This is a genomic window from Actinoplanes sp. NBRC 101535 (assembly GCF_030269225.1).
GTDB classification, from domain to species: domain Bacteria; phylum Actinomycetota; class Actinomycetes; order Mycobacteriales; family Micromonosporaceae; genus Actinoplanes; species Actinoplanes rectilineatus.
In genome coordinates, this window is record NZ_BSSY01000035.1 from 12,109 (window position 1) to 32,175 (window position 20,067).

At 70.6% G+C, this 20,067-nt stretch carries 17 protein-coding genes; 9 read left to right on the forward strand and 8 right to left on the reverse strand.

Annotation, left to right across the window (positions count from 1 at the left end):
- Nucleotides 1-23 precede the first annotated feature (23 nt).
- Nucleotides 24-1,271, forward strand: coding sequence for a tyrosine-type recombinase/integrase (locus QSK32_RS44695; protein WP_285475468.1), 1,248 nt, complete (start codon nucleotides 24-26; stop codon nucleotides 1,269-1,271).
- Nucleotides 1,268-3,397 (forward strand): tyrosine-type recombinase/integrase, encoded by a 2,130-nt coding sequence (locus QSK32_RS44700; protein WP_285475469.1) that lies wholly within the window; start codon nucleotides 1,268-1,270, stop codon nucleotides 3,395-3,397. The genes QSK32_RS44695 and QSK32_RS44700 overlap by 4 nt, the downstream gene beginning before the upstream one ends.
- Nucleotides 3,398-3,502: 105 nt before the next feature.
- On the opposite strand, the gene QSK32_RS44705 is transcribed toward QSK32_RS44700, so the two are convergent.
- From QSK32_RS44705 to QSK32_RS44730, 6 genes are all read right to left on the reverse strand, one after another.
- Complete coding sequence (locus tag QSK32_RS44705; protein WP_285475470.1) at nucleotides 3,503-4,600, reverse strand: hypothetical protein; 1,098 nt, start codon at nucleotides 4,598-4,600, stop codon at nucleotides 3,503-3,505.
- Complete coding sequence (locus QSK32_RS44710; protein ID WP_285475471.1) at nucleotides 4,554-5,213, reverse strand: DUF6192 family protein; 660 nt, start codon at nucleotides 5,211-5,213, stop codon at nucleotides 4,554-4,556. Before QSK32_RS44710 ends, QSK32_RS44705 begins: the two co-directional genes overlap by 47 nt.
- A gap of 764 nt (nucleotides 5,214-5,977) precedes the next feature.
- A complete protein-coding gene (locus QSK32_RS44715; protein WP_285475472.1) occupies nucleotides 5,978-6,358 on the reverse strand; it encodes a DUF2750 domain-containing protein in 381 nt (126 codons plus the stop codon).
- Nucleotides 6,359-6,413: 55 nt separating this feature from the next.
- A complete protein-coding gene (locus QSK32_RS44720; RefSeq protein ID WP_285475473.1) occupies nucleotides 6,414-8,444 on the reverse strand; it encodes a cellulose binding domain-containing protein in 2,031 nt (676 codons plus the stop codon).
- 61 nt (nucleotides 8,445-8,505) lie between these two features.
- Nucleotides 8,506-9,924: a GGDEF domain-containing protein gene (locus QSK32_RS44725; RefSeq protein ID WP_285475474.1), complete on the reverse strand. Its 1,419-nt coding sequence runs from the start codon at nucleotides 9,922-9,924 to the stop codon at nucleotides 8,506-8,508.
- A gap of 59 nt (nucleotides 9,925-9,983) precedes the next feature.
- A complete protein-coding gene (locus QSK32_RS44730) occupies nucleotides 9,984-10,715 on the reverse strand; it encodes a TetR/AcrR family transcriptional regulator (RefSeq protein WP_285475475.1) in 732 nt (243 codons plus the stop codon).
- 49 nt (nucleotides 10,716-10,764) lie between these two features.
- Here QSK32_RS44730 and QSK32_RS44735 point away from each other — a divergent pair, with 49 nt between their 5' ends.
- The 3 genes from QSK32_RS44735 (at nucleotide 10,765) to QSK32_RS44745 (ending at nucleotide 12,785) form a co-directional block, all read left to right on the forward strand.
- Complete coding sequence (locus QSK32_RS44735) at nucleotides 10,765-11,679, forward strand: NmrA family NAD(P)-binding protein (RefSeq protein WP_285475476.1); 915 nt, start codon at nucleotides 10,765-10,767, stop codon at nucleotides 11,677-11,679.
- Between the two features lie 72 nt (nucleotides 11,680-11,751).
- Nucleotides 11,752-12,081: an ArsR/SmtB family transcription factor gene (locus QSK32_RS44740; RefSeq protein WP_285475477.1), complete on the forward strand. Its 330-nt coding sequence runs from the start codon at nucleotides 11,752-11,754 to the stop codon at nucleotides 12,079-12,081.
- On the forward strand, nucleotides 12,081-12,785 hold the full coding sequence (locus QSK32_RS44745; protein ID WP_285475478.1) for a cation efflux transmembrane domain-containing protein: 705 nt from the start codon (nucleotides 12,081-12,083) through the stop codon (nucleotides 12,783-12,785). Before QSK32_RS44740 ends, QSK32_RS44745 begins: the two co-directional genes overlap by 1 nt.
- Before the next feature lie 51 nt (nucleotides 12,786-12,836).
- On the opposite strand, the gene QSK32_RS44750 is transcribed toward QSK32_RS44745, so the two are convergent.
- Nucleotides 12,837-14,087: a styrene monooxygenase/indole monooxygenase family protein gene (locus QSK32_RS44750; protein WP_285475479.1), complete on the reverse strand. Its 1,251-nt coding sequence runs from the start codon at nucleotides 14,085-14,087 to the stop codon at nucleotides 12,837-12,839.
- Nucleotides 14,088-14,296: 209 nt separating this feature from the next.
- On the opposite strand from QSK32_RS44750, the gene QSK32_RS44755 reads away from it, so the two are divergent.
- From QSK32_RS44755 to QSK32_RS44765, 3 genes are all read left to right on the forward strand, one after another.
- Nucleotides 14,297-16,363: an ATP-binding protein gene (locus tag QSK32_RS44755; RefSeq protein WP_285475480.1), complete on the forward strand. Its 2,067-nt coding sequence runs from the start codon at nucleotides 14,297-14,299 to the stop codon at nucleotides 16,361-16,363.
- Between the two features lie 123 nt (nucleotides 16,364-16,486).
- Entirely contained in the window at nucleotides 16,487-17,599 is a 1,113-nt protein-coding gene (locus QSK32_RS44760) for a SigB/SigF/SigG family RNA polymerase sigma factor (RefSeq protein WP_052721203.1), read from the forward strand.
- Nucleotides 17,600-17,681: 82 nt separating this feature from the next.
- Nucleotides 17,682-18,122: a VOC family protein gene (locus QSK32_RS44765; protein WP_285475481.1), complete on the forward strand. Its 441-nt coding sequence runs from the start codon at nucleotides 17,682-17,684 to the stop codon at nucleotides 18,120-18,122.
- Nucleotides 18,123-18,307: 185 nt separating this feature from the next.
- Here QSK32_RS44765 and QSK32_RS44770 read toward each other — a convergent pair whose 3' ends face one another.
- A complete protein-coding gene (locus QSK32_RS44770) occupies nucleotides 18,308-19,225 on the reverse strand; it encodes a S66 peptidase family protein (RefSeq protein ID WP_045747829.1) in 918 nt (305 codons plus the stop codon).
- A gap of 263 nt (nucleotides 19,226-19,488) precedes the next feature.
- On the opposite strand from QSK32_RS44770, the gene QSK32_RS44775 reads away from it, so the two are divergent.
- Nucleotides 19,489-19,947: an FtsB family cell division protein gene (locus QSK32_RS44775; protein WP_169792568.1), complete on the forward strand. Its 459-nt coding sequence runs from the start codon at nucleotides 19,489-19,491 to the stop codon at nucleotides 19,945-19,947.
- The last annotated feature ends 120 nt before the right edge of the window (nucleotides 19,948-20,067 follow it).

Sequence of the window (20,067 nt, forward strand, 5' to 3'; positions counted from 1 at the left end):
GCAGCCTGGCTGAAGGAGACTGCATGAGGTTCGAGCTGGATGCCGAAGAACGGGACATCACGGCGATCCGGTTGCCGCGGTGGGGACGGGTGGCTCAAGCCGAGGGCGTCGTTCCGTGGCTGGTGATCGACCCCGATGGTGTGCCCGTAGTGCCGGTCCGTCGATTCCTGCGGGATTTCGCGGCGCGCAACCGACCCGGCTCGGTACGCAGCTACGCCTACGGTCTGCTGAGGTGGTGGCGATGGTTGCAGGCCGTCGACGTCGACTGGGACAAGGCCACTTCGGCCGAGGTGCGGGACCTGGTGTTGTGGCTCGGCCAGGCGGACAAGCTGCGCAATGCGCCGCGCACAGGCTCGACCGTCACGGCTGGCACGATCAACGCGGTTACCCGCAAGCGGCATTTCGGCGACGGCTACGAGCCCCGGACCGTTCGGCACAGCAACGCGGTGATCCGCAGCTTCTACGAGTTCTGGATTGAGGCCGGCGACGGGCCTCTGATCAATCCGGTGCCTCTGGACCGCCGTGGGCGCCGGCCGCATGCCCATCACAACCCGCTGGAGCCCTTTCGTGCTGAGGGCCGGATCCGTTACAACCCGCGGGTGCCCAAGGCCCGGCCCCGCGAGATCCCCGACGAGCGGTGGAAGGACCTATTCGGCGCGTTGCGTTCCAACCGGGACCGAGCGATCGTGGCGCTGGACGTCAGCTGCGCCGCCCGCGCCAGCGAGCTGCTGGGCCTGCAAGGTGTTGATCTGAACTGGGGCGAGCAACTGGTGCGTGTCTGCCGCAAGGGCAGCGGTGCCGAGCAGTGGCTACCGGCCAGTCCAGAGGCGTTCGTCTGGCTGCGTCTCTACCTTGCCGAACTCGGCTTACTCGAACCGAACGAACAGGTCTGGTGGACGCTGCGGCGCCGTGACCGTGGCGACGGCCTACGCCGCCAGTCGATGAACTACGAGGCGCTCCGCGCGGTGTTCCGCCGGGTCAACGCCCTGCTAGGCACCAACTACACGATGCACGATCTTCGACACACGGCGGCGCTTCGCATGAGCCGCGACGACAGCCTGTCACTGCGGGACGTGCAAACCATCCTCGGTCACGTCCACCTCAGCACCACCAGCGACATCTACCTCGTCGAGGACGAGGCCCGGGTGATCCGCCGGGTGGCCGAGCACCTCGCTGAACGCGAAGACCGCGCCCGGCAGCCTCCACAGCCGGTGGCCACCGGCTACCAGGCCGCCGATCTCGCCGTTCTGTTCGGACGGCTACCGCAATGACCACGACCACCACGAGGCCGGATCTCGCCGCCGTATCGGAGTCGGCCACCGAGAGCCAGGCGAGCCCTGCGACCCCGCAGGAGCACAGAGCCGGGCCCATCGACGGCATGACCGCTGAGGCCATCATCGATGCCTTGCCGCAGCTGTCGACCTGGCCCTCACCGTCGACCAAACGCAGCCGGGCCAAGGCAACGCAGTGGCGGCGCGGCGCGTCCCGCATCCTCGATTGGCTCGCCACCTACCCTGGAGGCGGATGGCAGCAGCGGTGGCTGGCTGCCGGAACCGACACCTCCACCGAGTGGATCAGCACCGTCACGAACGGCTTCGGACGCATCGAGCCGACCCGCCGCGAGGTGACCACGGAAGGGCTATCGGCACTGCTACTCAAGCGCGTGCTGACGCCCAGCTACGGATTCCTCCAGAACTACCGGACCTCGGGCCTGCACCGCTACGCCAAGCGAGAGTTCGGCGCGGAACTGTTCGAGCAGGTCGCCCGGGCCGGGCATGCCCGCGGCATGATCCCGAGCCAGCTCAGTACGGCGGAGAACTGCCTGGTGAAGATCTCCTTCCATACCGGGCGCGATCCTGTCGACCTCACCGCTGAGGATCTACTCGCCTATCACGCCTGGGGGAAGGACTCCGCTGGCAGTGTCCCGGCGGGGCTCTACGCCGCGTGGGATCTGCTCCGAGACGTAGGAGTCCTCGCCGAGCGGCTGCCGCTGCATCGCACGCTGGCGCGCGGCCCGCTGTCGCCAGCAGCCATGGTCGACCGGCACATCATCCAGTGCCGGCCCGTGCGCGACCTGCTCGTTCGCTACCTCAACGAGCGTCGGCCCAGCCTGGACTACAGCTCGTTGGCGAGCCTGGCCAGCCAACTGGTGGGTGCTTTCTGGGCCGACATCGAGCGGCACCATCCGGGTATCGACACCATCCATCTGCCCGCCGAAGTGGCCGAGGCCTGGAAGCACCGCGTGAAGGTCATCAGCCGAGAAGGCAAGCAGCTGGTTTCCCGGGAGAACTGGCAGAGCGTCATGGCCACCGTCCGCTCCTTCTACCTCGACATCGCCGAGTGGGCACTGGAGTTGGTGCTCGCCGAGGACATCTCCACCGGTGAGCAGTTCGACGTCACCCGCAACGAAGACGACGCATTCTGGGCCTGGGCGATCATCGAAACTCTCCGGCACACCGGCGTCCGCCTCGAAGAACTCCTCGAACTCACGCACCTGGCACTCGTGTCCTACCGGCTGCCCGACACCGGAGAGATCGTCCCCTTGCTGCAGATCCTTCCATCCAAGGGAAACGAGGAACGGCTGCTACTCGTCGGCCCCGAACTCGCCAGCGTCCTCGCTACGATCATCACCCGGCTCCGCGGCGACAACGACAGCACTGTCCCCCTACTCGCCCGCTACGACCCGCACGAACTCGTCACCAGCCCCGCCCTGCCGCACCTATTCCAACGCCGCATCGGCTGGAAACGGACCGTCATAAGCACCAACATGGTCTACCAACTACTCAACGACACCCTCGCCCGCGCCGTGCTCACCGACCAAGCCGGCCAGCCGCTGCGCTACACCCCTCACGACTTCCGAAGGGTCTTCGCCACCGAAGCGGTAATCGGCGGCTTGCCAGTCCACATCGCCGCTCGGTTGCTCGGTCATGCCTCGATCACCACGACCGAGACGTACTTGGCGGTCTTCCAAGAGGACCTGATCCGCTCCTACCGCACCTTCCTCGACAAACGCCGAGGCGTCCGCCCTGCCGAGGAGTACCGTGAGCCCACCGACGAGGAGTGGCGCGAGTTCCAGCAGCACTTCCACGCTCGCAAACTGGAGCTGGGCGACTGCGCCCGCCCCTACGGGACCCCTTGCCAGCATGAACACTCGTGCCTGAGATGTCCGATGCTCCGGGTCTCGCCCAGACAACGAGGCCGACTCATCGAGATCATCCACAACCTCACCGACCGCATCGCCGAAGCCCGCATCAACGGCTGGCTCGGCGAGGTCCAGGGCCTCCAAACCAGCCTCACCAAGGCCCAGGAGAAGCTCGCCAGCCTGGACCGCAGCATCGCACGCGGCCGCTCCGCAGCCGGCCCCGTCAACCTTGGCATGCCGATCATCACGGGATAGCCGCTATCGGCAGGCAGGACCAAGCACGCAGGGTGATGTTCAATCCTGCGGCGAGCATCCGGATCTGCCGATGTGCGGATGAGGGCTCGGCCCTGGCCGGGGCAGTCACAGCAAGCCGCGGTCGCGTAGCCGGGAGAGCCTGTCCGGCGGCACGCAGTCGGCCAGGTTCCGCTCCAGGTCGACCATCTCGAGATCGACCGGGTAAATCACAAAGTCTCCGGCGACTGGCAGTGTGTCCGACCAGTCGCGGAGGTTGAGCCGAGCGGCCACCGAGCACAGCAGCCGGCGGCCAATTTCGGATCCGGCGGCGGCATTGAGGGCGTCGGCGTCGAGCAGGGCGAGTTCCTGTCGTACCAGCCGCACCGGTCCTGCGCCGTCGAGGTTGAGGTCGGTGCTGGCCTCGAAGTCGGCTGGCGACCATGCCGCGTGGGCGTCGATCGCTGCCAGGGCGGCGCGTTCGTCTTCCGTGGCCCCATGGACCTCGAAGGACAGCACGTCTGATCGGCGATAGCTCAGCGCGACGCAGGCGGCGGGGCCCTCGACTGCGAGGCGCGCTACGGCATCGGGGATCAGCGTGAGAAGTGTGTCCTCGATGGCTCGGCACGCCGCTTGGAGGTCGAATCCGGGCGGCGGCCGCTCATAGCGCACCTCGCTGCGGTGGCCCACGACCTCCACGAGGCGGGCCAGGCCGCAGTCGTCGTGCTCCGCCGTCAGCATCGAAGTAGTGCGGCCGTCGTGCTCGATCGCGACCCGGCTGATCCGTCCATCGCTGTATTCGTACGACTCGCGCCCCGAGCCGCGCCGCGCGACCGTGTCGGCCGAGCGCATCAGCCCGTCCACGAAGTGGTACTCGTGCAGGTAGAGGGGGCCTTGGCTATCGAAGTGCGCCGCCTCGACCACGTCGCCGTGGTGGCTGACGAACGTCTCGTAGTACAGGCGGCCGTTGACAAAGCCGCTGTACTCCTCGATCACGACCGCGCGATCCTCGGCGTCGAACCCGATGCGCAGAGCATCGCGATCCCGCGGCGGCCTGGCGTCCAAACGGCGGCCGGCCTTGCGCAGATCCCGTTCGAAGTGCAACGGACGAAGATCAAGACCCGGCCAGTTGTACCAGTCCCAGCGCCCGACAAGCGCGGTCGCAGCGCCCTTTCGGGAGTCATACTCGCCAGCGAGCTGGCCGAACCGGGCAGCAAGATCGGACACGCTGGGATTCTACTGGTGACCCCGCCCACGCCAGTCGCCCCAGCACATCCGCTTCTGCCGCAATGCGCGCCAGTCGCGCTCTACTGATACTCAGCGTGAGCGACGGATCGTAATCCGGAAAAGTGTCGGTCATCGCCCGCGCGGCGACCTCCGGCCGGCGCAGCAGATCGGTGGCGATTCGCGTAGCGACCTCGTCGTCACGGACCAGCTCATGCACCGCACCGACCCGATCCTGCACCGAGGTCTCGGTCGACACCTTGAACGCGACCTTGGGCCGGCGCAGCAGATCCGTGGCGACGCGGGTGGCGACCTCATCGTCGGTGACCAGGTCATGCACCGCGATGACCTTCTCCTGGACCGTCTCCGGCCGGGCGACCTGCCAGCCCACCCGCCGTTTCGCCTCGTCCTCGGTCCAGCGGCGCTCACCGGTCCGGACCAGCACCGGCGGCTCGCCGATCACCATGAACCGCTGATCGGCATCGGCGATCGTGGCCAGCACCCGGTGGATGTGGAACGGCACGTCGGCACGGCGCTGGCCTGCCGGCCAGCGCGAAGCCACATACCGCCACACCTCCAGCGTCGCGGGCGTGACCCCGATGTCCTCGGCGAACATCCGCAACGAGTCGACTACACCCAGGCCGAGAGCATCATGCGGCCGGGAACCACCCCGCGGGCCGATCGGCTCGATCTCCAACGCGTAGTCGCCGACCGTGAACTGAATCCGGTCCCGCTCACGAATCAAGTCACGCGACTGCGCCACCAGCTCGTCGTACCGCTGCTGGGATACCTGCCCGATCGTCGCCACCATCGTTCCACCACCCGGACGCCCGCAGCGCGGCGAAGAGAGTCCGCCGACAGCAACTACGGTCGATACCAGTCAGGCTGAACCGCAGGTCAGCAAGGTCGCAGTCCCCCTCCAGCGGTCACCCGTCCGCCTGACCCGATGTGAGGGACCGAGCCCGCCAAGCCCTCGTGCGGCACCGCGGGGAACAGAACACCGCCGACAGCGGCCGATCCAAACCGGCCACCCACTCAGCCCCGCACTGCGGGCACCTCACCCGCTGGTCCACCCGAACAGCGACAATCCGAGCCCGGCTCCGCCGCACCGTGCGCCGGTGCCGGGCCCGGCACGCCGGCGAGCAGAACAGCGTCGACGGCCGGGCCGCTACCGGCAACCGGTCACCACAGACTGGGCACCGCCGCGGCGACGGCTTCTCGGGCGTGCTGGTCGGCTGCGGGACCAGCGACAACCAGCCCCGAGCAGCGCGCTTCACACCGCTCATTCCCCGAGCGTAGAACCGGCCTCAACTCAATCTTGAAGTAGAGAGACAGGCACTCAGCGGCGAGTAGACGCGACGTCCACCCGCCGCCGGCGCGTCAGCGCTTGAGGCCGGTGCGGAACTCGTCCAGGGTGAGGACCGCGGCGTGCTCGTCCTCCACCGGGAAGACCGCGATCAGCGCCTCGTCCTCTTCCAGCTGCGGCAGCCATTCGGTCAGGAACTCCTTGACCGGGATGCGGATGGCGTGCTCGCCCTTGACCTCGCCCTCGTTCTCCATTCTGGCCACGGTGGCGTGGGGCCAGACCGGGAGCAGGGTCTGCCGTTCGCCGTTCTCGGTGAACAGGACCTCGTCCTCGTCGCCCCAGACCCACAGCGCGCCCCGATCCGCGATGATCTCGAAGGTGCGGCCCAGCCGGGCCGCGCCGTCGAGGCCGCGGAGGCGTTGCGCCTCGCCGCGGGAGATGTCATCCGGTGCCACGTGACCTCCGATTATCCGTTCGCCGGTGTTCCGCGGCGATGGTATCCGGCGGCGGTCAGGCGCTGGTGCAGGTGTTGCCGTTGAGGGTGAACACGGTCGGCGGCACGTTCGGGCCGCTGTAGTCGCCGACGAACCCGACCGTCGTGGATCCGCCCGCGGCCAGGGTGCCGTCGCTGGTCACCCGGACGGTGCGGCCGTCGGCGGTCCAGGTGGCGTTCCAGCCGCTGCCGAGGGTCTGCCAGGTGGTCGGCCAGCTGAACGTGAGGGTCCAGCCGTTGACCGGGGCGTCCGTGTCGTTGGTGATGTCGATCTGGCCCACGTACCCGTTGCCCCAGTCGTTGGTGTCCCGGAACGTCACCGTGCAGGGTGCGCCGGCCGGGGTTCCGGTGCTGAAGGTCACCGGAACCGACGGCGGGGACAGCCGTCCGGCGCTGTCGCGGGCCAGCACGTTGACCGTGTAGCGGCGGCCCGGTTCCAGGTTGCGCACGGTCAGGGACGTGCCGGTGGTTTCGCCCCAGAGTTCCGCGGCGCCGTTGTTCTGCCGGTAGACCTCGTATTTCATGCCGCTCGCCGTCGCCGGCCAGGTGATCGTGGCGGTGCGGTCGGTGGCGGTCACCGTCGGTTTCGCCGGTGCCTTCGGGCCGCCTGCGGGGGCTGCGGCCGGGCGCAGGGAGATCAATTTCATCGTGTACGCGTCAAGCGTCTGCTCGCCGGCGCCGGCCGACGTGCTCCGGGTGATCCCGTCGGCCCCGTTGGTGAAGGTCGCCACGTCCACCGGCCCGGTGGCGGCCGTGAACCCGTGGTAGTTCAGCGACACCTGGTGCGCGTCGTCCGGATCCTTGTTGATCAGCAGGACTGCCACCGTCCCGTCGGTGCGGCGTACCGCATGCGCGCTGACCAGGTTGTTGTCGCTGCCCGCGTCGACGAACCGGTCCCCGGGACGGGCGAACTCCCCGGTCAGGTCGAGCGCGTGGTACGGCGCGAACGGCGTGTTGAGCGGCGGCTGGCAGACCGTGCCGTCGGCGGTGCAGTTGCCGCTGGACAGCAGGCCGTAGTCGCCGTAGTCGGTCTCCCCGGCGACCTCGGACACCGTGCCGAGACCGTTGTGCACGTTCCACCAGTGCACGGTGAACACGCCCTCGGCGAGCAGGCCGCTGTAGACATCGGCCAGGAACAGCGCGCCCGGCTGGGTGTTGCGGCCGATGTCGACGTTCGTCTCGGTCATGCTGATCCGGATGTCGCGGCCGTTCGCGTACCGCTGGATCTGGTCGTGGAGAAGACGGACCGCGTCGGTGATCTGGGCCGGTTTGGTGAGGGTCTCGGCCGCGCCGGCGCCGCCCGGGTACCAGTGCACGTCCACGAAGTCGATGGCCGCGGCGGCCCGGCTGAGCACCTCGGAGTTCCAGGTGCCGGTGTCGCCGGTGCCGATGATGCCGTCCGGCCAGTTGCCCGGCATGGTCAGCACCGCGCCGACCTTGATGCTCGGGTCGACCGCCTTCATGGCCTGGGAGTACGCGACCACGTTCGCCGCGTACTCGCGGGGGCTCTTGTCGGCGTGGTCGTCGGCCTCCCACGCCGAGCCGTAGTGGCCGTTGCCGTAGTTCTCGTTGCCGATCGTCCAGTACTTCGCGGCGTACCCCTTGGTGACGTTGGCGTAGTGCACCCAGTCGGCGGCCTCCTGGGCGGTGCCGGTCCCGTAGTTCGCGATGATCATCGGTTCGGCGCCGGTGGCCCGCGCGCCCGCCATGAACGTGTCGAAGTCGGTGTCCGGGGCGACGTAGCCGCCGGGCGCGGTGTGCGTCTCCCAGTGGTAGATGTCGGCGTAGGAGCCGCCGGGGTAGCGGACCATCTGCACGCCGGCGTCGCGGAGCAGGCCGGTGACGGCGGGCGTGCCGAGTTGCGAGTCCCAGACGGCGTGGTTGACGCCGATCGCGGTGTCGCCGACGGTGGCGAGTCCGGCGCGCACGTCGACGTCGACGCGGACATCGGTGGCGGCGGCCGCGGCGGGGAGGGTGGGGGAGAAGGGGACGGTGGCGGTGGCGGCGACGAGCAGGACGGCGCTCGCGAGCCGGTTCCAGGTTTTCACGGGCTCTCCGGTCGGCGAAGTGGCTGGTGGGAGCGCTCCCATAGTCACCGCAGGCAGTGAGTCATGTCAATGCAACAGGCGCCAGCACCACCCGTCCCTTGCCGGCCGCCTTCGCCTTGTACAACGCCGCGTCCGCATTGCTCAACATCATCCCCAGGGTGGCCCGTCCGGTCGGCTCGTGCGCCAGCCCCACACTCACCCCGACCCGCCCGCACGCCTTGATCCCCGCCACGATCCGTTCACCGAGCTCCGCCACCTCAGCCACCTCGGGCGCCGGATCCAGCACCACCGCGAACTCGTCACCACCCAGCCGCGCCGCCGTGTGCCGCTCCGGGATCACCGCCCGCAGCACCCCCGCCACCTCGACCAGCACCTCGTCGCCGACCGCGTGCCCGAACCGGTCGTTGATCTGCTTGAACCCGTCCAGGTCGAGCAGCAGCAACGCGACCGGTGTCCGGTCGCGCCCCCAGCGGGCCGCCCTCTCGTACAGCAGCTTGCGATTGGCCAGACCGGTCAGATGATCGTGGGTCGCCTGGTACTGCAACTCCGCCCGCGCCTTCTCCACCTCACCCAGCACCAGGAACTGGCGCAGCAGGATCAGCGCGAACAACGCCGACATCGTCGCGAACAGCATCCCGTCGAAACCACCGGTGAACCACTGCGTCGCCGCCACCGGGAATGCGGCCAGCACCGGCAGGTACGGCAGCACGGCCCGCCGCCCGGTCGCCGCCCCACCCCACGGCGGCACGTCCGCCGGCATCGGGTACCGGCCCATCGCCAGCAGCAGGAACGTGCCTACGGTCATCAGCGCGGACACCGACGCCATCTGGTTCGACCGCCCGGTCAGCACGAACGCCCCGTACACCACGGTCGTCACGCCGAACACCCCGAACGCGGCGGCCAGCATGGTGAACGCGGTCGGCCCGTGCGCCTGATGCCGGGAGAGCAGCACCAGCGACATCGCCGTCGTGATGATCTGCACGCACACGGCCACCGCGATCACCGTGGTGAACACGCCACCCACATGCCGGTAGGCCGGCGCCAGCAGAAACGCCCACACCGGGACGAACAGCGCGGCCGCCGCCATCCCGCCCTCGGTGGCCATCCGCAGCCGCTCCCGCCACGGCAGCGACGTACTCGGCCCGACGATCGGGCACAGCATCGCCAGCATCGCGCCGGTCCCGCCGATCAGCGCCTCCGGCTGCGGCGGCGGCCGGATGTCCCGGACGATCGCGGTGCGCAGGCTCAGCGCCGTACCCACCATCCAGAGCAGCGTGCCCACCGCCACCACGGTCCAGGCCACCCGCTCCCGGCCCGCCGCGTGCACCGCCCGCCGGGCGAGAACCCACACCGCCCCGACCGCCACCAGCACGGCGACCACACTGACCGCGAGCAGAAGCGGCCGTGCGAGGCCGGTGGCGATCAACGCGATCTGCAGCGCGACACCCAGACCGGCCGCAGCCGGCAGGGCTGCCCTCATGCCGCACTCTTCGGCGGGAGTCCCCGCGACATGAGATCAATCCCGGCCAGGCGGTCCGGTCACGTTCCCGTGGCGAGCCGGCGACGGCGGGCACGTTGACGGCAGGTCGGCCCGCAGAACCGGGGCAGCCGCCCGGTGGGCCGCAACCGCAGGCGCTCCCCGCACTCCCCGCACCGATCCGCCGCCCCGGTTCCGTGACGCCGCCCGGCCGGCGTGTCACGGAACCCGTCCTCTTGCGTGACACGCAGACCGTCCAGCAGCACCCGGGCCAGGCGCAGCCCGCGTACCCGGCTCGGATGAGCCGCCAGTAATGCCGCCCCGCCGGCCACCAGAGCCGCCAGGTCGTCGGCCTGCACGTCGTCGCGGATCGTCCCGGCCCGCCGCGCGCTGCTCAGCAGCCTCGCCAGCACCTCCCGGAACCGTTGCACCGCGGCCGCGAGCGTGGTGTGCGGCCAGCCCCTGCGTTCGGTGAGCGCCTCGCAGACCGCGCCCCGCCCGGCCGACTTCTCCATCGCGTCCAGCAGGAACCCGAAGAGCGCGTCACCCGGCGTCATCCGGCCCTCCCGGCGCTCGGCGGCCCGGACCAAGCCGCCCAGATGCTCGGCGAGCACCGCCTCGAGCAGGATCTCCCGGCTGGGGAAATGCCGGTACACCGTGCCCGCCCCGACCCCGGCACGGCGGGCGATCCGGCCGAGCGAGACGTCCATGCCGTCCTCGTCGAACACCTGCATCGCGGTCCGCAGCACGATCTCCCGGTTGCGCCGGGCGTCGACGCGAGCAACACCTGGCATGTCACGAAATCCTTGTCCGGTCCGGGGAAACGGGCGGATCGTTCCGCCTATGCCAGCATCGAACCCCATCCTCGTCACCGGCGCCACCGGCATCCAGGGCGGCGCCACCGCCCGCCACCTGCTCGCCGCAGGCCGGCCGGTCCGCGCCCTGGTCCGTGACACCACCACACCGGCGGCCGCCGCACTGGCCGCCCGCGGTGCCGTCCTCGTCCGGGGCGACTTCGACGACCCGGCCACCCTGCCGGCCGCGCTCGACGGCGTCGCCGGTGTCTTCACCGTCCCGCCGGTCGCCTTCGGGCCCGCCGGACCCGACCACGAGCGGGAAGCCGTCCGGGGCCGCGCCCTGATCGACGCGGCGGTGGCCGCCGGGGTGGACCGGATCGTGCTCAGCACGGTGGCCACCACCACCCCCGACGGAACGCAGCGCGCCCGGGGAAAGGCGCTGCTCGAGGCGTACCTGCACGAGCACATCGCCCGCCCGACGGTGCTGCGCCCGGTCCGTTTCCTGAGCAACTACCGGGGCGTGTCGGTAGCCGGCATCGACGGCATCACCGGCGGCGTCCACCGGCACCTGTTCCCACCGGACGAGCCCATGCAGGTGATCGCCCCCGAGGACATCGCCGAGTTCGCCGCGTCGGCCTTCGCCGACCCGTCCCGCTACTCAGGCCGCACCCTCGAACTGGCCGGTGACGCCCCCACGCCCGCCGAGGCCGTCGCCGCGATCAGTGAGGCCACCGGCATCCCGGTCCGCTACGAACAACTCACCGACGCGGAAGCCACCGCCCTCGGCCCGATGATCGCCGACGCCCGCCGCAACTGGCATGCGGGCCACCGCTGGCACGCCGACATCGAGGCCCTGCGCGTGATCCATCCCGGTCTCCGTACGCTGAAATCCTGGTTGACCGAAACCGGCGCCGCCACCTTGCGCACCCACCTGCTGCCCGCACCGGCCGAGCAGCGATAGCGGTCACGTCGCCGCCCGCAGCCCCGGCAGTACACGTTTCGCTGAATACAGCGTTCGCTGTACTGTCGGGTGATGGAGACAGCGACCCACGGACAGGTCCTCGCCCGATTCGGCCACGCCCTCTCGGATGCCACCCGAGCCCGGCTGCTGCTCGCCCTGCGCGACGCGCCCGGCTACCCCGCCGACCTGGCCGGTCTGCTCGGCGTCACCCGGCAGAACCTGTCGAACCACCTTGCCTGCCTGCGCGGCTGCGGCCTGGTCGTCGCGATCCCCGAGGGCCGGCGCACCCGCTACGAACTCGCCGACACCCGCATCCTGCATGCCCTCGACGACCTGCTCGGCCTCGTCCTGGCCGTCGACCCGGCCGCCTGCCCCGACGCCGCCGACAAGGACTGCTGCTGATGACCCTGCCGCTGATCCCCGGCGCCGCGACCGGCCCGTCCGCGCACCGCCGCATCCAGCTCGGCCGCCGGATCCGCCTGCTGGTCGCCGCGACCATCACCTACAACGTGGTCGAAGCCGTCATCGCGATCAGCGCCGGCACCGCCGCGGGCTCGACCGCGCTGATCGGATTCGGTCTCGACTCGGTCATCGAGGTGTCCTCCGCCGCGGCGGTCGCCTGGCAGTTCACCGGCGCCGACCCCGAGAAACGGGAGAAGACCGCGCTGCGGATCATCGCGGTCTCGTTCTTCGCGCTCGCCGCATACGTGACCGTCGAATCGGTGCGCGCCCTGCTCGGCGGCGCCGAGGCCGAGCACTCCACCGCCGGGATCGTCCTGGCCGCGGTGTCACTGGCGATCATGCCCGGCCTGTCCTACGCCCAGCGCCGCGCCGGCCGCGAACTCGGCTCCCGCACCGCGGTCGCCGACTCGCGACAGACCCTGCTCTGCACCTACCTGTCCGCGGTCCTGCTCGCCGGGCTCGTCGTCAACAGCCTCTTCGGCTGGAGCTGGGCCGACCCGATCGCCGCACTGGTCATCGCCGCCGTCGCGATCAAGGAGGGCCGGGAGGCCTGGCGCGGGGACGCCTGCTGCGCACCCGGCACCCTCGCCGCGGCGGACCCTGCCCAGGGTTGCGCCGGCGACTGCTGCGCCGGCGAGCGGTGACCTGATGCCGCGGATCGGCTGACCACACGGACGTGGTGAGGAGTGTGGAGATCAGGCCTTCTGGTGCAGGCCGGCCAGGTACGACGTGGCTGCGGGCTCGGTCATGAACCAGGCGTCGAAGTCGGTGGGGTCGGCGAAACCGGCGGCCAGACGGCGGGCGGTCGGCGGGTGTGCGGTGGCGGCGCCGAGCAACTGCTGGACGTGCGCCGGCGGCGGGCCCAGCATCAGGTTGGTCCAGTCGGTGACCGCGCGGCCGTACCCGTGCCAGAACGTCTCGAAGGTGTCGGTCATCCACGTCCGGTCGAACGGGCGGTCGCCGTGGGCGAGGATCGCCCGGTGGTAGTGGTCGGCCGCCTTCGCCGCGCTGTTGGCGCCCTGACCGGTCAGCGGGTCGTTGGTGATGACCACGTCGGCCAGTCCCAGGGCCAGGCCACCGCCGGGCAGGGCCGCCACCGGGCGGCGGACCGCCGGGGTGACGCTTCCGCGTAGCGTCGACCGGTCGTCGACGAGGGTGACGTCGCGACACCGGTCGGCCACCTCGGTGGGCAGGTGGGTGCGGATCAGGGCGAGCGTGCGGTCCAGGTGGTCGGTGGGGGACAGGGCGGGCGACCAGTCGGCCAGGGGGCCGCCGGGGACCGCGGTGAAGAACAGGATGTCGGCGGGGCCGGTGCCGGTCAGGGTCGGCATGATGAACAGTTCGCCGAGTCCGGCGACGGTGTGGTTGACCACGTGCCCGTCCGCCCACGCGGGGCTGGGGCGCAGCCCGTGCACGTAGGACACGGCCAGCACGCGTTGCGGGGCGGTGTACGGCGAACGGTCCGGGTCGTGTTCGAAGAGCGAGGTCAGGTCACCGCGGCCGGCGGCGACGACGGTCAGGTCGTAGCGGCCGGAGCGGGTCAGCGCGTCGAGGTCGGCGGCGGTGACCGCCTGGTGGATCACCGTGGCGCCGCGCTCCTCGGCGAGTTCCAGCCAGTCGGCCATCTTGACCCGCTGGTCGCAGGACCGGGCCGGCACGTCCAGCGTGCCGATCAGGTCGGCCTGCGGCGTCGGCTGTCCAGGACCGGACAGGGTGACCCGCAGGCCGTACGCCGGCGGGGTCTCGTCCATCCGCGCGTCGAGGCCGAGACGCCGTTCGATCTCCAGCGCCGGACCGAACAGCATCTGAGTGGAGAGCGGGTTGCCTCCGCGCAGTTCAGCGGGGGTACGCGCGGACAGCAGCGTCACCGTGTACCCGTCGGCGAGCAGGGCGTGGGTCAGCTGCAGGCCGGCCTGACCGGCGCCGACGATGAGAATGTCGCGCATGGAAGGTTCCCCCGAGTGGTCCCGTTGCGCGGCACTCCCCGCGCTCCCGTGATCACTCAGTGTTCCGAAACGGACTTGACGCGCCCATCCGCGCATTCACTGATATCTCCGAACCGCGTCTACGCAGATCACTGTATGGTTCCCGAGTGATCACGGGCAGTCGCGGACATCTTCCTCTGGATCTGGCCCCGTTCGTCGGGAGAACGGCGATGGTTCACCAGATCGGGGCACTGCTGCAGCACGCGCCGCTGGTCACGTTGACCGGCAGCGGCGGGGTGGGCAAGAGCCGCATCGCCGCGCACCTGGGAGAACTGTCCGACGACTGCCGGGTGGTCGACGGCGGCGACCTGCTCGCCACGGACCTGACCGGCCGGCGTGGCCTGCTGATCCTCGACAACCTCGACCGTGTCGTCGGCCCCGCCCGTGCCGTGGTGCTCGCCCTGCTGGGGGCCGAGCCGGAACTGCGGATCCTCGCGACCTCCCGGGAACGGCTGAACGTCGACGGCGAACACGTCGTGCCGGTACCCCCACTGTCCACCTCCGACAGCGTGCGGCTGTTCATCGAACTCGCCACCGCCGCCGGCGCGACCACCGCGGCCGCCGCCGACCTGGGCACCCTCGAACGGCTGTCGCGCAACCTCGACGGGCTGCCCCTGGCGGTGAAGCTGGCGGCGGGACGCGCCCGGACCCTGCCGTTGGACCAGCTGATCGCCCGGACCGCGGACCGGTTCACCCTGCTCGGCGAGCTCGACGACACCGTGGGACTCAGCTACGAGCTGTGCACCGGCGCCGAACAGGCGGTCTGGCGCGCGGCGAGCGTGTTCACCGGATCGTTCACCCTCGAGGCGGTGGAACACGTCGCCGCCGGTACCGGTGACGTGCTCGACGCGGTCGACGGGCTGGTCAACAAGAGTGTGCTGACCATGCACGACGGCCGGTTCCACATGCTCGGGACGGTACGCGGGTACGGCGCCCGGCGGCTGGCGGGCGAGGAACGGACCCGGCACCGCGACTACCACCGGGGGCTGCTCGACCGGGCCGCCACCGGCTGGTTCGGCCCGGACGAGGTGGCCGTCATGACCGCGGTCCACCGGGAACTGCCCGACATCACCGCGGCGGTCGGGCACAGCCTGGCGATCGGGGACCACCGGGACGCGCGGAGGATGGTGCGGGATCTCGTGCGTACCCGTGCGCCGTTCTTCTCCGGATCTCTGGACGCCGTGGCGGAACTCCTGCGACAGGTGATCGACGCGTCGGTCCCCACGATCCGCGACGACGAGGACGCGGCCGACCTGGCCGCCACCATGGCCACCGCCGGCTGGGTCGCGGCGACCCGCGGCCGGCACCGGACCTCCGGCACCCTGCTCGCCGCGGCGCACGCCCTGCTGCACGACCGGGACCTGCCGATCAGCGCGCCGGTGCTGTTCGCCGAAGCCGGAGCCGAGGTGCTGCTGCACGGCACCCGCAAACCGATCGGGCAACTCGCCGCAGCCCGCGAACTGTTCGCCGGGCCGCAGGTCGCCGGCGACCGGCACATGACCACGATGATGTTGACGATCGCGACGGTCCTGGCCGGGGAGAGCGAGACCGTCGCCGAGGCCGGCCGGGAACACCTGCGCCAGGCCGAGGAGGCCGGGGCTCCGTGGGCCGTCTCGTGGGCGCGCTGGGCGTCGGCGCAGGCCGCGTTGCGGGACGGCCGGCTCGACGAGGCCCTCGCCCTGGTCACCCGCTGCCTGCGCGAACAGCACGTGATGGGCGACCGGTGGGGCCGGACCTGGAGTCTCGAGGCGCTCGCGGTGATCCTCGCCGCCCGCCTCGGCACCGGCGACGACGCGACAGCCGGCGCGCACCGGGCGGCCTGGCTTCTCGGCGCTGCCCGCGCCCGTCACCAGCAGCAGGGCGTCACCGTGGCCGGGCTGGGTCCGTTCGCCCGCCTCCGGGACCGGGCGCACGCCCGCATCGTCGAGGTCATCGGGGAGGACACCACCGTCAGGGAGTACGCCGGCGGCGCGAAGAGCACCGACGCGGACGCGGTCCGGGTCGCCCTCGGCGAACCGGTCTCCCGCCGGGCCTCGGCCAAGGCGAACCCGGGCGGCCTGACCAACCGGGAACTCGACGTCGTCACGTGTATCGCCGAGGGGATGACGAACCCGCAGATCGCCGTCCAGTTGCACATCGCCCCCCGAACGGTGGACACCCACGTGCTGGCGATCGGCCGCAAGCTGGGCCTGCCCAACCGGGTCGCGATCGCCGTGTGGGCGGTGACCCGGCACTGAGCGGCCTTCCGGCGAGGGGAGATGCGCACAACCGTCCTGCACCCGGGCCTGATGCCGGGGTATGGTGCTGCCGGAATGATTGCAGTCCGGCAAACGCCGGGTCTTCGAGCCACCGGGGCTGCCATGCCGCAGGGAACTGATCACCACATCGAGGACCTCGATCAGGCCGCCGACGAGTACGCGCTGGCCAGCGCCGCCGCAGGCCCCGACGGTCGGCGCCGCCTCCGTGAGGAGTTCGTGGGACTGGCACTGCCGTTCGCCCGCCGGCTGGCCGGCCGTTACCGGGGGCGCGGCGAGAGCCACGAAGACCTCGAACAGGTGGCACGGGTCGGATTGCTCAAAAGCGTGGACCGCTACGACCCGGAGCGGGGGTCGTTCACCGCGTACGCCGTCGTCACCATCACGGGCGAGATCAAACGGCACTTCCGCAACCACGCGTGGGGTGTGCACGTGCCGCGCAGCATGCAGGACCTCAGCCTGGAGATCCTGCACACGACGTCGGCGCTCACCACCGAACTGTCCCGCAGTCCCAGCCCCGAGGAGATCGCCGCGCGGCTGCGGCTCGACGTGGCCGAGGTGCGCGTCGCCCAGGAGGCGGCCGCGGCGTACCAGCCCGGCTCCCTCAACGTCCCGGTCGGCGACCCGGACGGCACCGAACGCGGCGACCTGATCGGCGGCGCCGACCACCAGCTCGACCTGGTCGACGACCGCACGACCGTGGAACATCTGCTCTGCTACCTGCCCGCCCGGGAACGCCGGATGCTGGCCCTGCGCTTCTACGGCAACCGCAGCCAGAGCGAGATCGCCGAGGAGATGGGCATCTCGCAGATGCACGTGTCCCGGCTGCTGGCCCGCGCCCTGAAGTGGCTACGCGCGGCGATGCTGACGGACACGCTGCCGGCGTGGGTGGGCGCCCACGACACCGACCACCGTCTGACCATCACGACGTCGTTCAGGACGGACGGCCTGCGCGTCGGCGTCACCGGCGAGGTCGACCGGGACAACGCCGACCACCTGCGCGAGGAACTCTTCGCGGTGATCGACGAGGTCGCCCCGGGCGAGCTGATGATCGACCTGGCCGGGGTGCCGTTGCTCGACGCGGCCGGGATCGGCGTTCTGGTCGCGGTGCACGAGGCGGCGAGGGTCAGATCCGTCCGGGTACGCGTGACGGGCCTCCAGCCGTACGTCGCTCGGATCGCCGCGGCCTCGGGTCTGCGCGATCTCTTCGACGCCTGAACCTTCGGTGTTCCTCCTCCTCCTGCTCCTCCTCCGGTGATTGCGGCCGGGATGTGTCCGGAATTCCGGGCAGCCTGGGGTCATGACTGTTGACCGTTCGGGATCACGCATCGACCACCTCAACGTCGCCGTGCCCGACCTCACCCGGGCCGTGGCCTTCTACGAGCCGGTGCTGGCCGCCATCGGGATCACCAAGATGCTCGAGTTCCCGCCGAACGCCCGCCCCGACCAGCCGACCGCGATGACCGGTTTCGGACTCGCCGACGTCAAGCCGTACTTCTGGCTGATCGACGGCGGCACCGTCGGCACGAACATGCACCTGGCCTTCACCGTGGACAGCCGCGACGCGGTGACCGCGTTCTACCAGGCGGCCCTCACCGCGGGCGCGACGTCCCTGGAGGCGCCGGCCGTCCACCCGGAATATCACGAGGCCTACTACGGCGCGTTCGTCCTGGACCCGCACGGCATCAACCTCGAAGCCGTGTGCCACCACCCCGCGCCCTTTCACCAGGCGGCCACCTGATCGGGTCGTGTTGCCCACAGGAACTGCTGCTCAGAGCGGCCTGACCCGTCAGGTACGCGAACCGTTCTCGGCGCCGGCGTTCCGGATCTGCGTCGACGGCCTGGCTCGGGAGGACGCGACACACCGGGGCGTCGTTGCGGTGGGGGTGGGTGCTTTGCGCGTACCCCCGAAAAGGTCTCCGACCCTCACAGCGTGACCCCGGGAGCGACCGACAGGGTGCCGGTGGTCGTGTCGAGGGTGGCCTGCGTGCCCAGCGGCACGGTGAGCTGGCCGTTGCCGTGGCCGGAACGCAGGCCGCCCAGCACCGGGACACCCAGCGTGGACAGGCGGTCCTGCACCGCCTGCGCCGCGGTCCACTGGCCGGCGACGACCGGCGCGTTGGTGAAGTGGCCCAGCGCCACCCCGGCGATGCCCTTGAGCGCGCCGGACCGGATCAGCTGGGTCAGCATCCGGTCGTACGCGTAGGGCGCCTCGTCGGTCTCCTCCAGCAGTACGATCGCGCCGTGCAGGTCGGGCAGGTCCCGGGTGCCGATGCTCGCCTGCAGCATGGTCAGGTTGCCGCCGAGGAGGGTGCCGGTCGCGGTGCCGGGGATCGAGACGGCGGCGCTCGGCTCGGCGGGGTCGGTGGTGAGGACGATCGGGTCGGTTGTCATAATGGCGCGGCGCAGGGATTCGATCTCGGTCGGCCCGGTGCGCGAGTCGGTCCAGTTCATCATCGGGCCGTAGAACGTGACCAGGCGTGCGGCGTTCCAGACGCGGCCGGAGAGCACGGTCAGGTCGCTGAATCCGACGAAGACGCGCGGGTCGCGGCGGACCGCGTCCCGGTCGAACCGGTCGATGATCCGCTGGGTGCCGTAACCGCCCCGGGCGGCGAAGACACCCCGGATGCCCGGATCGCTGAAGGCGGCGTTCAGGTCGGCGAGACGGTCGTCGTCGGTGCCGGCCAGATATCCGAATCGGTCATACAGGTGGGCGCCCGGTTCGACGACCAGGCCGAAGCCCTCCAGGATCTGGATGCCGCGGGCCAGCCGCGTGTCGGGGACCCCGGCCGGGGCGATGACCCGGACCCGGTCACCGGCGCGCAGTGCGGGCGGGCGGACCACGGGCCGGGCGCCGGCCTGGGCGGACGCCGCCGAAGGTCCGGATGCGACGGCAGCCCCCGCGGCTGCCGTGGCGATGAAGGTGCGTCGAGAGATCGTCACCCGCCGAACGTTGCCGCTGTTCACTCGCGCAGTCAAGCACAGGCGTGGCAGCGATACATTCGCACGCTTGGTTATCTAGGATGCACGGAAAGCTACCGGCAAGAGGATGGGTAATGGTTACACAGCGGCGAGTGCCGCGCGGGCGGCATCCGGGAAGACCCGGCATGCGCGCCGATGCCGGGGTGCGGGGACGGCGGCGTCCGGCCGCGTCCCGGCGACGGGTGGTGGAGCGCACCCACACGCAGCACACCATCGACCGGCGACCACGGCGCGGGGGCAGCCGGATGGTCGTCATGGGCACGATCCTGACGGCTCTGGCGTTGGCGTCGACCCCGTCGCTGCGAACGTATCTGGCGCAGAAGGATCAGATCGCACAGCTCGAGGCGGAGCAGGCCGAACAGCGGGACGTCATCGAGGGCAAGGCGCGGGAGCTGCGGAACTGGCAGGATCCCGAGTTCGTCCGGATCAAGGCACGGGAGATGTATTTCGTACGCCCGGGTGAGCAGCTCTTGAGGGTTGTTCGCGAACCGGACGACGTCGTCGCCTCCACGGCGCCCGGGGCCGAGACGCCGGCCGGGCCCTGGTACGACCAACTGTGGACCAGTATCGAGGACGCCGGCTAGACACAACGCCGTTCAGTTAGGCGTTGGTGTGGCTGGTCAAGGGGTGTGTTGATCGGGGAGTAAGAAGCGGAGTTCCGGTATCAAGGTTTGTCACTCCAAGACAACCCAGAACCAGGAACT